The following is a 12915-nucleotide window of genomic DNA, read 5'->3' as shown; positions in this document are numbered from 1 at the left end:
GAGTGACGGCTGAGGATGAACACGGAACACAGCGAGCAGAGCGCCTCGGGCGAAGGTGAGCCGCAGGCGCAGGACGACGCCCCGGACACCCCTGGCGCCCCGGGCGAGGCGGGCGAGGCGGGGGCGGCGGCCCCGGAGAAGCCGGAGCCGAAGGGCGAGCCGCAGCGGGACGCGACCGCCCCGGCCGCCGGCCCGCCCCCCGGCCAGGTGCACCACAACAACGTCAACCAGTTCTTCTACGGGGAACTCAACGCCTCCCGGCCCCTCTTCGGCATCGGCACCGCCGACTCCGACAACGCCCGCCGGCGCGCCGTCGGCCGTCTCGACGCCGGAGAGGCGGACGCGATCCTCGCGCCGTACGTCAAGCCCTCCCGCTGCTTCGAGGAGGCGGCGGACGCCCTGGTGCGGGACGGGGTCGTGGTGCTGGTCGGTCCGCCCGGCTCGGGCAAGCGGTCCGGCGCGGTGGCGCTCGTCGCCGAGGTCGCCGAGCGCACGGAGTACGTCGTGCTGTCCCCGGGCCGCAGCCTGGACGACCTCGCGGGCGGCCGGGTCGCGTTCGAGAAGGGCGTCGGCTATGTGCTGCTCGACCGGATGAACGAGGACCTCTCCCAGACGGCGGACTTCGACTGGCGGCGGGTGCGGGACACGGTCCGGGAACACGGCGCGCACCTGGTCGTCACCACCGTGCATCCGGTGGACGGCGGTCTGGTCGAGGCCGTGCGGCACGTGCCCTGGCGGCTGCCCGACCTCGCCTCCGTCCTGCGGGTGCGGCTGGTGCGGGCCGGGTGCGCCCGGGACGCCGTCGAGCGGGCCGTCGCCCTGATGCCCGCCGGGTGCCGGGTCGCCGAGGTCGCCGCGGCCGCCGAGCGGATCGCGCGGGGCGCCGAGCCGGCCGGGATCTGGCAGGAGTACGGCAGCAGCGCGGCACAGCCGGTGCGCGACTGGTTCGCCCAGGACCGGACGCCGCAGGAATGGGCCGAGGTGACCACGCTGGCCTTCGTCAACGGCGCCGGCTACCGCGACTTCGAGACCTGCCAGGAACGGCTGGAGTCCTGGCTGGCCCCCGCCTTCCCGGCGCCGCTCACCGAGGAGGAGCACGCGGAGGCCGCCCGGCGGACCGTCGACCGCCGGCAGTCGCTGAGCCGCAACGCCCTCGTCGGGGTGGAGGAACTCAAGGACGGCGCGCTCACCCGCACCGCGCTGGTCTTCCCGCACGCCCACTACCGGCAGTGGGCACTGCAGGAGCTGTGGACCAAGCGCTCGACACCGTTCTGGAACGGCGTACGGGACTGGCTGACCGAACTCGTCGGCCGGCAGCCCGGCCTGGGGACGCAACTGTCCGTCGCCCAGGGGCTCGCCCTGCTCACCCGGCCCGCCTTCGACGAGGTCGCCGACAACTATCTGCGCCCCTGGGCGGCGGGTGCCGCGGGCCCCGCCGGGCAGTCCACGGCCACCCTGGTGCTGCAGTGCATGTGCCTGGACGAGAGCCTCGCCGCCACCGCCCTGGGCGTCGCCCGCGACTGGGCCCGCTCGCCCGATCCGGCGCTGCGGTCGACGGCCGCGGCGGCGTTCAGCGGGGCGCTCGGCGTGCGCTTCCCCACCGACGCCGTCACCATCCTGCTGCGGCTGGTCGTCCGCCGCGGCGGCCTGCCCGTGGACGCGTCGTTCGCGCTGGCGGGCCTGGTCGCGGTCCTCGGGGAGTGCGGGCAGGACACCGGCGCGGTGTTCCGGCCGCTCGCGTACCGGCTGCGGGCCCAGCGCGGGACGCTGACCGGGCAGCCCAAGGAGAACACCCTCGACGCCGTGCTGACCGTCCTGCGGGCGCGGGACGCGCGCACCGGCCGGCGGATGTGCGCCGGGGTCCTGGAGCGCGACCCCCGGCAGACGGACACGATCGGCGAGTTGTGGGCGGGCGTGCTGGAGAACCGGCCGCGCCGGTCCCTGGCGGTGCACGGCCTGTACGCCACGGTGCGCGACCTGCCCGCCGTGGCGGCGGAACCCGCGCGGGTGGCCGACGCCTTCGGCCGGTCCCTCGGCGCGGCCCTCGCCCCCGGTGACCGGCCACAGCTGGAGAAGGCCCTCCGGCAGGTCGCCGTGCGTGCCGACGAGGCGGCCACCCCCCTGATCGACACCTTCCTGACCGCCGTACTGAGCACGGAGGACTGACACGCATGGCTGAGAAATACCCGCTCGTCGAGCAGCGGGAGTACGGGCGGCCGGAGAAACGCGGCGGCATCCTGAAGAAGCGGGCGATGCGGGACGACGCGGAGCTGCCCCGGCTCGCCGCGCACCACGTGCGGGTCTTCCGGGTCGGCGAGGAGTACGTCGAGGACCAGGGGCAGCTGAGCGCCGACGACCCGGTGGTGGTCGGGGCCAGCTCGGTCACCGTGGTGGACCGGCGGGTCGAGACACCCGTGCTGGTGGAGACCCGTATCCCGTCGGCGGAGGCGGGCGAGTTCACCGTACGGACGTGGTTCTACTGCACGGTCACCGACCCGTGCGCCGTGGTGCGCGACGGGGTGACCGACGTGGAGGCACTGCTGCTCGCCCATCTGCGCGAGGTGCCCGGCCTCACCGAGGACGGCGGCGACCTGCTGTTCGTCGACTCCGCCGCCGTGCGCGCCCGGATCGACGCCCGGCTGACCGCGTACCACGAGATGCGCCCGGCCGCCGTGTCCGGGATGCGGGTCCGGCACGGCCTGATCGAGGTCCTCACGCCTACGGAGATGTCCGCGATCGTCGAGGACATGGCGCGCGACCGCCGGGAGCGGGAGCGCGACCGGCAGCGCGAGGAGCTGGAGCAGCAGGCGGCCCTGGACCGGGCCCTGCGCGAGGCCGAACTGGAGCTGAAGCGCGAGGAGATCCGCAACCTGAAGACGATGCGCATCGAGCAGAACCGGCAGGAGGAGCAGCTGGACAAGGAACGCAACCGGCAGGAGTACGACACGCTGCGCACCCGGTACGAGCGTCTCAGCGGCCTGGAGCAGCAGGAGCACGACCTCACACTGGAGGGCCGGCGCAACCGGTTCACCCGTGCCGAACTCGGACAGGACTTCGAGCTGATCGGCTCCGATCCGCTCGCCGCCGCCTTCCTGGCCTGGCGCAGCGGCGACATCAACGCCGACGAGGTGTTCAAGCGGCTGCACGCGGCCGAGAAGGACCGGCACACGCGCAGGGACGACCGTCTCCGTCTCGACCGCGAGGAGGACCTGCGGCGACGCACCCTGGACCGCGACGACCACCGCTGGGAGGTCGAACGCGACGACCAGCGCAAGGAGCTGCTGCGCAGGGAGGGGCGCGACGAGACGGCCGCCGACCGTGCGGAGGAGGCCCGCCGCTGGGACCTGGAGCACGAGGACCGGTTGCGCCGGCGCCAGGAGGAACGCACCGACGCCGAGCGGCTGCAGCGGGACGAGCGCGAGTGGGCGAAGGAGCAGCTGGCGGCGCGCGCCGACCTGACCCGGCAGGCCATCGACCGGGGCCTCTTCGACAGCACGGCCTACGACGCGGGCGCCTTCATCAACAGCGTCGGCGACGTGCCGTACAACCAGCGGCAGCGGGAGGCGCCCGCGACGGATGTGAAGGGCGAGCTGCACCGGGGCCCAGGGCAGGCCCCGAAGGGTGAGGCGGCCGCACCCGAGAGCGACGACGACGGGTTCGACCCCGCCAACCAGGAGGCCCACCTTGGCAACTGACACCCCGCTCCACGTCACCGCCGACGTCTCCGTCGACGCGGACCGGGGCTCCGCCCGCCCGGCGCCGCTCGCGCCCGGTCCGGCGGCCCGGCTGCGCCGGCTGATCGGCATCGAGGAACCGCTGCTCGCCTGGGTGCCGGAGGAACGCACCCGCTACACCTGGTACGGCGCGCTGGTGGTGAACACGGCCCTGCTGGGGGCGCTCTCCATGACCCTGGCGCTCGCCAGCTTCCGCTCCGACCTGCCCCTGCCGGTGGTCATCGCCGTGGCCGTGGTGTGGTTCTGGGTGGTCCTCGCCCTGGACAGCTGGCTGGTCTCCAGCACCCACGGCTCCTCGGTCAAGAAATGGACGCTGGGGATCCGCTTCTTTCTCTCGGTGCTCCTCGGCCTGTTCATAGCCGAACCGATCCTCTTCCAGATCTTCGACAAGGAGATCCGCCAGGAGATCTCCGTGGGCAATGAGCAGAAGGTCGCCGAGTACCGGGGCATGCTCGTCTCCTGCAACCCGACCGACGGCGCGTCCACCACCGGCCGCCCCGCGTGCGGCCGGTACCAGCTGAAGGTGGCGGGCTCACCGGCCGAACTGGCCCGGCAGATCAGGAGCAACACCGCCCGCGCCGCGGCACTGCGGACCCAGGTCGACGCGATCAACAAGACGCTGGGCGACAAGATGGCCACCGAGCAGCGGCTGTGCGGCCCGAAGTACTGGATCTCGCGGAACGGCGTCCGGGACGTCACCATCACCTGCGAGCGGGCCCGCAAGGCCACCTCCGAGTACCGCGCGACCAGCAAGGTCGACACCTACGAGAAGCAGCTCGCGGACCTGACCACCGAGTCCCAGGCCCTGGCCGCCCGCAAGGACAAGGCGGCCGGCGACTACCAGCCGCTGCTGCAGCGGGCCATCGACACCAAGACCCGGAAACGGGCCGCCGACCTGGACACCGACGGCATCCTCACCCGGGCCCACGGCCTGAAGGAGGTCGCCCGCTCGGACGGCTTCGCCCTCTTCCTGACGGTCGTCCTGCATCTGCTCCTGCTGTGCCTGGACGCCATGCCCGTCCTGGCCAAGGTGCTCAGCGGCGCCACCACCTACGACACCCTCCTCGGCGCCCGCTACACGGCGAGCCGCCGGCTGTACGGCGAGGAACTCCAGGTGCAGCAGGCGTGCGCGCGGCTGGAGCACGAGGTGCAGCGCCACCGGGTGGAACAGGACTCCACCGACCGCATGCGCCGCCTGGAGCACGAGTACCAGCGGGCCGAGGCGGAGCGGGCGGCGCGGGAGCGGACCGAACTGGAGGCGAGGATGGACCGGATCCTGCGGGCCCGGAGGGCGTAGCCCGGTCCGCGCGCCGGTGCGCCGGGCGGGGGACGGCCTCGGCCGGCGCCGTCCGGCCGCGCGGCCCGCTCGGCGACGTCACTGCCGTCTTCTTTACGTTTCCCTGACGCCCGGGGCGCATCCACCGGCCCCCGCCCCGGTGTCCTCCCCGGTGTCCGCAACGGACGGAAGTCGCGTCGGAGATGGGAGTGCCATGGAAGGCACCGTCGTCGCAGTGGTGGTCGTGGTCCTGCTTCTGCTGATCGTGCTCAAGAGCGGGATGCGGGTCGTGAACCAGGTGGAGCGCGGGGTCGTGTTCCGGTGGGGAAAGGCGCTGCCGAGCCACCGGCAGCCGGGCATCACCTTCCTCATCCCGTTCGCCGACCGGATGCGCAAGGTGAACGTGCAGGTCGCGACCATGCCGGTGCCGACCCAGGAGGGCATCACCCGGGACAACGTGTCGGTGAAGGTCGACGCCGTCGTCTACTTCCGGGTGACCGACCCGGTGCGCGCGGCCATCGAGGTGCAGGACTACGTCTTCGCCGTCGGGCAGGTCGCCCAGTCCTCCCTGCGGTCCATCATCGGCAAGAGCGATCTGGACGACCTGCTGAGCGACCGGGAACGGCTGCACGAGGGACTGGCGTTGATGATCGACAGCCCGGCCGCCGGCTGGGGCATCCACATCGACCGGGTCGAGATCAAGGACGTCCAGCTCCCGGAGTCGCTGAAGCGGTCCATGTCGCGGCAGGCCGAGGCCGAGCGGGAGCGGCGGGCCCGGGTCATCACCGCGGACGGTGAGTTCCAGGCCGCGCAGCAGCTCGCCAACGCCTCGCGGATCATGTCGGACACCCCCGAGGCCATGCAGCTGCGGCTGCTCCAGACCGTCGTCGAGGTGGCCGCCGAGAAGAACTCCACCCTGGTGATGCCCTTCCCCGTCGAGCTGCTGCGCTACTTCGACCGGGCCACGCAGAAGATCGACGCCGAGATCAGGACGGAGACCGTTCCGGCACAGGCTCCGAGGCAGGCTCCGGAGCAGGCCGCACCGGAGTCCGCCGAGCGGCCGTAGCCAGCGCCAGGGTCACGCACACCGAGCCCGCCGCCATCACCGCCATGGCCGCGGCGGGCGAGGTGAACTGGGCCACCGTCCCGGCCAGGGTGGCGCTCAGGCCCTGCAGGCTCAGCATGCCCGCCGAGTGCAGTCCCAGGGCCTGCCCGGCGAGTTCGCCCGGGGTCAGCTCCATCAGCCGCTCCTGCTGGATGAGGCTCGCGCCGAAGCCGGCCGAGGCGACCGTCACGCACACCGCCGCCACGGACAGCGGCGGGTGCACGGAGAACACCAGGTACGGCGCCGCCAGCAGAAGCAGCAGCGGGGTGGCCAGCCGGCGGCGCACCGCGGGCCGCAGCAGCCGGCCGACCGTCACGTCCCCGGCGAACATGCCGAACGCCCCGCAGGCGAACAGGGTGCCGGCTGCGTGCGGGGCGTACGACACGAAGAGGGACTCGCAGCCGACGACCATGCCGTTGGGCAGCCACAGCCCGAGGTAGGTGAGGCGGCGCGGCCGGGACGACCACAGCGCGGCGTTTGCGCGCCGGGTCGCCGACGCGGAGGGGCGGCCCTTGGTCCGGGGCGGGCGGGCGCTCAGGCCGAGCCGCAGGACGAGCGCGGCCGTCAGGTACAGGGCCGCCGCCAGCAGCAGGCACACGCGTGGGGAGAACGCGGCCAGCAGGGCGCCGCCGGCGGCGTACCCGGTGATCTGCAGCAGACCGCTCATCATGTTGAACAGCGACCGGCCGGGCAGGTAGCCGTCCTGGTGGAGGATCTCGTTCAGCAGGCCCCAGCGGACCCCGCCGCCGAGCGAGGCGACCACGCCCAGCAGCAGGACGACGGTGAGGAGCGCGCCGGTCGGCAGGCCGGGCAGGGCCTGGACCGCCGTACCGGCCGCGAAGGCCAGCGAGATGACGGTGAGGGCCGTACGCGGGGGCAGCCGGTCGGCGCCGGAGAGCAGGAAGGTGGCGCCCAGCACCTGGGCCAGCGAGGGGCCGAACATGCTCAGCGCCGACAGCAGCGGGGAGCCGGTCGCCCGGTACACGAGCGTGCCGAGGGCCAGTCCTGCGACGGTCCCGGCGGCGTTCTGGGCGGCGGCGCCGAGGAACAGCGGGGTGAACTCGGGCGTGCGGAAAAGGGATCGATAGCTGGGCATGCCCGGAGTCTCGGGCGGCCCGGCGCGGGCTCGTTATTGTTTCGCGGTACGGCGAAAGGCCGGCCGGCCGTGGGGGGGGATCTCTTGGGATGGTGGCAGCTCAACGCGGACACCCTGGCTCACAGCCGGTTCGTCGTCTCCCCGTTCGCCGAGACCTTCGCGAGCCTGAAGCTGCTGCATACCGGGCAGGGGACGCATCCCGGTGAGCACGCCTGGCTGGGCGCCCATCTGCCCGCCTACCGGGCCCGGCTCGCGGCCGACCCGGTGACGGCACGACTGGTGCGGGCGGGGCTCGGCCGGGACTGGACCGCCGACTTCCTGACTCCCACGCCCCGCGAGGGCGAGAGCGTCCCGGACGGGCTCGCCCGGATCCGGGCCACCCCTCCCGCGGACGCCCGCGCGCACCTGCGCACCTCCCTCGCCGGTCCGCTGCCCGCCGTACTGGACCGGGACGATCTGCCCGAGCGGTCCGCCGTACTGCTGGAGTGGGTGTGGGAGGAGACCGTACGGCCGTACTGGGAGCGGCGCCGGCGGGTGCTGGAGGCGGACGTGGTCGCGCGGACCGCGCGGGTGAGCCAGGGCGGCTGGGCGAGCGCGCTGGACTCGCTGCGGCCGGGCGGGACGCGCTGGCTCGGGGACAACCGGTTCCAGATCAACCTGCACGAGTATCCGCCGCGCGAGATATCCGGTGCGGAGCTGGTGTTCGTGCCGGTGACCGCGCAGCGGACGGGGTGGGTGTCCTGGGAGGGGCGGGAACGGTACGCCGTGGTCTATCCCTGCGCCGGTGTGCTGGCCGGGGACGGTGACCGGGCGGTGCCCGCGGGTCTGGGCGCGCTGCTCGGGGCGGCCCGGGCCGGGGTGCTCGTGCTGCTCGGCTCCCCCATGAGCACCAGCCAGCTGACCGCCGTGACCGGGCAGGGGCTGGGCTCGGTCGGACGGCATCTGAAGGTGCTGCGGGAGGCGGGGCTGGTGGAGCGGCGGCGGGCCGGACGGTCGGTGCTGTACGTGCGGACCGCCGCGGGTGACACCCTGGTCGAGGCCGGGCAAGGGGCCCGTAACCCGCCGCGGCTAGCATCCGGGCATGACGACTACTGACCACAACGTGCTGGATGTCGAGATCGGAGCCCTCACCGGCGGCTCCGCGAACCTGTCGCAGTACGCGGGCAAGGCCGTGCTCATCGTGAACGTGGCCTCCAAGTGCGGCCTGACCCCGCAGTACTCGGGCCTCGAGAGGCTCCAGGAGCGGTACGCCGAGCAGGGCTTCACGGTGCTGGGCGTGCCCTGCAACCAGTTCCTCGGGCAGGAGCCGGGCTCCGCCGAGGAGATCGCCGAGTTCTGCTCGGCGACGTACGGGGTGACCTTCCCGCTGACCGAGAAGGTGGAGGTGAACGGCGAGGGCCGGCACCCGCTGTACGAGCGGCTCGTCGGCTTCGCCGACGCCGAGGGCCACACCGGGGACATCCGCTGGAACTTCGAGAAGTTCCTGATCGGCCGGGACGGCGAGGTCGTCGCGCGCTTCTCGCCGCAGACCGAGCCCGAGTCGGCCGAGGTCGTGGCGGCCATCGAGAGCCGGCTCGGCTGAGCACCGCTTGACCTTGCCCCAGGGGCAGGGACGAACGTCCTGCGCACCGGGCGGAGAGGAACCGCCCGGTGACGGAGGAGCGAGGGAGCCGCGCGTGGACGAGGAACTTCTCACCATCGGCGCGTTCGCCGCGCGGGCCCGGCTGTCGGCCAAGGCCCTGCGGCTGTACGACCGGCTCGGCCTGCTGGCACCGGCCCATGTCGACGTGCTCAGCGGCTACCGCTATTACCGCGCCGATCAGGTCGAACGCGCCCGTCTGGTGGCCATGCTGCGGCAGCTGGACATGCCGCTCGCCCGGATCGCCGAGGTGGTGGGGGCTCGGGGCCCCGACGCCGCCGACCGGCTCGCCGCCTACTGGGCGGACGTGGAGACCCGGGTGGCCGGGCAGCGGACCCTCGCCGAGTACCTCCGTGGACGACTGTCGGGGAGGGACTCCGAGATGTACGAGAAGTTCGTGATCGACACCGTGGACGTACCGGCGCAGGTCGTGATCACCGAGTCGCGGCACACGCTGGCGGACGAGCTGCCGACCTGGATCGGCGCGTCCCTGGGGCGGCTGGAGGCGGCCGCACAGGAGTGCGGGGGCGTCACGGGGGCACCGTTCGTCGTCTACCACTCCGAGGTGTCGATGGAGAGCGACGGACCGGCCGAGTCCTGTGTGCCGGTGGCCGACGAGGCGGCGGCCCGGGCGTGGGTCGAACGGCAGGGCCGGACCTGGGAGACGAGGGTACGGGTGGTACCGGCGGAACGGCTGGCCCGCACCCGGATCACCAAGGCGCAGGTGGCCCATCCGCAGATCTTGGCCGCCTTCGAGGCCGTGGAGCGCTGGATGGCCGCGGAAGGGCTGGAGGCGGCGGGTCCCTGCCGGGAGGTCTACTTCACGGACTGGGACGCGGCCGGGCCGGGGGACCTTGTGTGCGACGTGGCGTTCCCGGTGGTGCGATCCACGGGGACGGCGTGAGCGTGCCCGGAGACAGAAGGTGCCCTCTCGGCAAGGACGGCGACTGGTCGAGAGGGCTCTCCTGGTGGTGCTTGTGCAGTTGTCCTGGCCGGACGGTGTCGTCCGACGCGTCTAGGAACGGGGGTCAGTGAGGACCCCTTACGCCTTCACCGAGGAGACGAAGGCGTTCCACGCGTCGGCGGGGAAGGCCAGGATCGGGCCCTCGGAGACCTTGGAGTCGCGGACGGCGAGTTCGGCGACGGTGGGCGACTTGACCTCGACGCAGGCGCCGTTGCCCGCGGAATAGGAGGACTTCATCCACGTCTCCGAAGCGCCCTGAATCAGTGCCATGTCCACTCCTGTTACGAGTTGCAGTAGTGCGGTTCACGCCAACCCTGTCGTCTGATTGGCGTGATCGACGCTACCGGGCAACCGCCCCCGCTGGAGGAGCCGTTCACTCGACCGGATGGCATATTCCAGGTGAGCCTTCCACTGGAGTGGATCGACGGTGTACGATCCCGCACCCTCTGTGACAGCGGCTCATTCGGCGTAGTCTTTGGCCCGTTTCGCAATGAACTGCCGGGATTGCTCCACATTGAGGGACTGTGCCCGCAGATGCTCGTACATCACGGCGTACTTCTGCACGTCCTGCGCCTTCTCCAGGTACAGGTCGCTGGTGACGCCCTCCAGGTACACCACGCTGGAGTCGGCCGCGTCGGTGAACTCCAGGATCGCGTACTGGCCGTTGAGGCCCGGGTGCGCGCCCACCTCGAAGGGCAGCACCTGCACGGTGACGTGCGGCAGCTGGGACATCTCGATCAGGTGCTCCAGCTGTTCCCGCATCACCAGCTTGCTGCCCACGACCCGCCGCAGCGCCGCCTCGTCCAGCACCACCCACAGCCGGAGCGGGTTGTGCTCGGCGGTGATACGTTCCTGTCGGCGCATGCGCACCTGTACGCGCTTCTCGATCTCCGCCGTGGACGTCTCCGGCAACGCGCCCTGCACCAGGGCCTCCGCGTAGGCGCGGGTCTGCAGCAGACCGGTCACCAGCTGGGGTTCGTACACCCGCAGCGACTCCGCGTCCGTCTCCAGGCCGATGTACACGCTGTAGGGGATGTCCCCGAACGTGTGCCACCAGCCCTGCTGTCGCGAGTCCCGGGCCATCTCCATGAGCGAATCGACGATCCGCTGGTCCTCGACCTCGTAGACACCGCACAGATCGCGTACATCGCGCTGACTGATGCTCCTGCGGCCGTTCTCCAGACGGCTGATCTTCGACTGCGACACGAGCAGCCGCTCCGCCACCTCTTCGGCCGTCATGCCCTTGAGCTCACGGAGCCTGCGCAGCTCCTGGCCCAGCCGGCGCCGCCTGACGGTGGGATTGACATTGGACGCCACGGGACGTGCACCTCCGGCTGCCTGCCTGTTACTTGACTTTCCGTATCTGCTGTTGAGCAGACTGCCACCAAGGTGCTTTCTACCGCTGGCAAACCGTGGATATGCGGCGCGTACGCGTCAGTTCGGGCACGGACTCGAACGACGGGGGCCGCCGGGGACGCAGCCGAGCGGGGCGGCGAGATCACAGGGATCTCACCGCCCCGCTCGAACCAGCGGCTCCCGAAACGGGTCTGTGGGGACCGGGTTGCGGCTCAGTGGGCCACGGCGCGTGCCATGGACCCGTGGTGCGACTGCATCGGAACCCCGCGTGCGGGTTCCGCGGCGGACCTGGCTCCGGGCCCGGCCGGCCGCCCGGCCGAGGCCGGGCCGCGGCGCGGCTGTGCGGCCGCACCGTTCTGCACGTCCATCACGGCGTGCGCGACGAGCCCGCCCATCGGATCGTGCCGGATCAGGTCCCGCAACCGGGACCTGGACGAACGCCCCTCGTTGCCGGGGTAGAGATGCTTGCCCAGTCCGACGGCGTGCGCCAGGGCGGCGAGCGCCGCGGTCCGCGGGTCCGGCGGTACGCCGGTGCGGATCGCGGAATCCAGCCGGGCTCGGATCTCCCGGCTGATCTCGTTGTCCGTCGCCTGATAACGCGTCGTCGGCAGCACCCCGCACATCTGGCCGGCCACGGCATGCACCATGCCGCACCGCTCCAGATGCGAGAGATACGTCTGACGGAGCCCCAGCCGGGGCCCGCCGATCCAATGGACGGCACGCACGGGAGCGCCGCGCCTTCGCAGCAACTCCAACGCGCAGTCCAGAGTCGGATCTCCTGTCGGCCGTGGTACCACCACGGCGATACGATCCCCGTCTGGGGCTATCCGTCCGGCCAGCGCCAGCTCCACTAGCTGTGCTCCGGCCAGACCGAGGTCGAGCGACTGCGGCTGTGCAGTGGTACCCGTGGTCGGGTCCAATGCCAGCAACAGAAGCTCCTCCGGAAGTGTTCTGCGGCTCCTGCCCATCCATGCCTCCCCGCGTGGATGAATGACAGGGTGACCCCTCTCACATTGGTCTGTCGAGGGTGCGTGACCGGTTCGTGAGGGAACCGGTAGGTATGTCGTTCTCGTCTACCACAGGGGCCAAGCCCTCACACAGGACACTGGTACATGGTTCGGACAGGGCGCGCGCTGAGGCGTGCGGCGCATGGAGGAGGCATCGGTGGCGGGCGAGTCCCCCGACAGGTCGAAGCAGCGCGAGTCGTCGGCGGAACCGACGTCGGGGAGCGCGGGTTCGGTTCCCGAGGCGCGCGATCCGCGCCTCGCGGTCGCCCGCGAAAAGGATTCCTCGAACGGAGGCGCGGCGGACACCGCGACGAAGGTGCTGTCGGTACGGGACGTGAAACGCCGGACCGCGCCCACCGATCCGAAGCAGGCGGAAGCCCCGGCGGAGGATGAGGCGACCGACGCCGAGCCCCAGGAGACGCCCAAGCAGGACGCCGCCCTGCGCGAAGCGGTCTCGGCATGGGTGCGCGGGGCGGACGCGAACGCAAAGCCGGCCACGGAGACCACCCCCAAGTCCGGCACGAAGGCCAAGCCCGAGGCGGACGCGAAGCCTGACACCGCCTCCGACACGGACACGGACGCGGAGGCGCCGCAGGCCGAGGCGGACGCGAAGCCTGACACCGCCTCCGACACGGACGCGGACGCGGAGGCCGCCGACGGCGAGGACGCCCCACAGGGGCCACCCGCGGCCGACGACGAGACCCGCACGGGTGGTGCGGGCGGGAAGGACACGGACGC

At 72.2% G+C, this 12915-nt stretch carries 11 protein-coding genes and 1 pseudogene; 8 read left to right on the top strand and 4 right to left on the bottom strand.

Features of this window, described 5'->3' with window-relative positions; genetic code table 11:
- Positions 1-15: 15 nt before the first annotated feature.
- The 4 genes from ACZ5CW_RS01570 to ACZ5CW_RS01555 all read left to right on the top strand — a co-directional run bounded on the left by ACZ5CW_RS01570 (position 16) and on the right by ACZ5CW_RS01555 (position 6076).
- The gene (locus ACZ5CW_RS01570; protein ID WP_468597369.1) at positions 16-2166 is read left to right on the top strand and encodes a hypothetical protein; all 2151 of its coding nucleotides are present in this window, start codon (positions 16-18) and stop codon (positions 2164-2166) included.
- Between the two features lie 5 nt (positions 2167-2171).
- Positions 2172-3695, top strand: coding sequence for a hypothetical protein (locus ACZ5CW_RS01565; RefSeq protein ID WP_468597367.1), 1524 nt, complete (start codon positions 2172-2174; stop codon positions 3693-3695).
- The gene (locus ACZ5CW_RS01560; protein ID WP_468597365.1) at positions 3685-5031 is read left to right on the top strand and encodes a DUF4407 domain-containing protein; all 1347 of its coding nucleotides are present in this window, start codon (positions 3685-3687) and stop codon (positions 5029-5031) included. Before ACZ5CW_RS01565 ends, ACZ5CW_RS01560 begins: the two co-directional genes overlap by 11 nt.
- 193 nt (positions 5032-5224) lie before the next feature.
- Complete coding sequence (locus ACZ5CW_RS01555) at positions 5225-6076, top strand: slipin family protein (protein WP_468597363.1); 852 nt, start codon at positions 5225-5227, stop codon at positions 6074-6076.
- Here ACZ5CW_RS01555 and ACZ5CW_RS01550 read toward each other — a convergent pair.
- Positions 5997-7211, bottom strand: coding sequence for an MFS transporter (locus ACZ5CW_RS01550; RefSeq protein WP_468597362.1), 1215 nt, complete (start codon positions 7209-7211; stop codon positions 5997-5999). The two genes, ACZ5CW_RS01555 and ACZ5CW_RS01550, sit on opposite strands and share 80 nt — an antisense overlap.
- 84 nt (positions 7212-7295) lie before the next feature.
- Here ACZ5CW_RS01550 and ACZ5CW_RS01545 point away from each other — a divergent pair, with 84 nt between their 5' ends.
- The 3 genes from ACZ5CW_RS01545 (at position 7296) to ACZ5CW_RS01535 (ending at position 9754) form a co-directional block, all read left to right on the top strand.
- Positions 7296-8306: a helix-turn-helix domain-containing protein gene (locus ACZ5CW_RS01545; RefSeq protein WP_468597360.1), complete on the top strand. Its 1011-nt coding sequence runs from the start codon at positions 7296-7298 to the stop codon at positions 8304-8306.
- Positions 8293-8793, top strand: coding sequence for a glutathione peroxidase (locus tag ACZ5CW_RS01540; protein WP_468597358.1), 501 nt, complete (start codon positions 8293-8295; stop codon positions 8791-8793). The genes ACZ5CW_RS01545 and ACZ5CW_RS01540 overlap by 14 nt, the downstream gene beginning before the upstream one ends.
- Before the next feature lie 94 nt (positions 8794-8887).
- Positions 8888-9754 carry a MerR family transcriptional regulator gene (locus ACZ5CW_RS01535; RefSeq protein WP_468597357.1) on the top strand — a complete coding sequence of 289 codons (867 nt, stop codon included), beginning with the start codon at positions 8888-8890 and terminating at the stop codon, positions 9752-9754.
- A gap of 138 nt (positions 9755-9892) precedes the next feature.
- Here ACZ5CW_RS01535 and ACZ5CW_RS01530 read toward each other — a convergent pair whose 3' ends face one another.
- The 3 genes from ACZ5CW_RS01530 to ACZ5CW_RS01520 form a co-directional block, all read right to left on the bottom strand.
- Entirely contained in the window at positions 9893-10084 is a 192-nt protein-coding gene (locus tag ACZ5CW_RS01530; protein ID WP_468597355.1) for a DUF397 domain-containing protein, read from the bottom strand.
- Between the two features lie 189 nt (positions 10085-10273).
- On the bottom strand, positions 10274-11131 hold the full coding sequence (locus ACZ5CW_RS01525; RefSeq protein ID WP_468597353.1) for a helix-turn-helix domain-containing protein: 858 nt from the start codon (positions 11129-11131) through the stop codon (positions 10274-10276).
- 251 nt (positions 11132-11382) lie between these two features.
- A complete protein-coding gene (locus ACZ5CW_RS01520) occupies positions 11383-12138 on the bottom strand; it encodes a GOLPH3/VPS74 family protein (RefSeq protein WP_468597351.1) in 756 nt (251 codons plus the stop codon).
- A 181-nt stretch (positions 12139-12319) separates the two neighbouring features.
- Here ACZ5CW_RS01520 and ACZ5CW_RS01515 point away from each other — a divergent pair.
- Positions 12320-12915 (top strand): annotated as a pseudogene (locus tag ACZ5CW_RS01515) (D-alanyl-D-alanine carboxypeptidase); the annotation flags it as partial.

This window comes from Streptomyces sp. NPDC031379 (assembly GCF_055569615.1).
This window is presented reverse-complemented; position numbering and strand designations above follow the sequence as displayed.

Bases quoted from the DNA above. Each gene is read 5' to 3' on its own strand.
- ACZ5CW_RS01570 (WP_468597369.1), top strand. From the start codon at position 16: ATGAACACGGAACACAGCGAGCAGAGCGCCTCGGGCGAAGGTGAGCCG.
- ACZ5CW_RS01565 (WP_468597367.1), top strand. From the start codon at position 2,172: ATGGCTGAGAAATACCCGCTCGTCGAGCAGCGGGAGTACGGGCGGCCG.
- ACZ5CW_RS01555 (WP_468597363.1), top strand. From the start codon at position 5,225: ATGGAAGGCACCGTCGTCGCAGTGGTGGTCGTGGTCCTGCTTCTGCTG.
- ACZ5CW_RS01550 (WP_468597362.1), bottom strand. From the start codon at position 7,211: ATGCCCAGCTATCGATCCCTTTTCCGCACGCCCGAGTTCACCCCGCTG.
- ACZ5CW_RS01540 (WP_468597358.1), top strand. From the start codon at position 8,293: ATGACGACTACTGACCACAACGTGCTGGATGTCGAGATCGGAGCCCTC.
- ACZ5CW_RS01530 (WP_468597355.1), bottom strand. From the start codon at position 10,084: ATGGCACTGATTCAGGGCGCTTCGGAGACGTGGATGAAGTCCTCCTAT.
- ACZ5CW_RS01520 (WP_468597351.1), bottom strand. From the start codon at position 12,138: ATGGGCAGGAGCCGCAGAACACTTCCGGAGGAGCTTCTGTTGCTGGCA.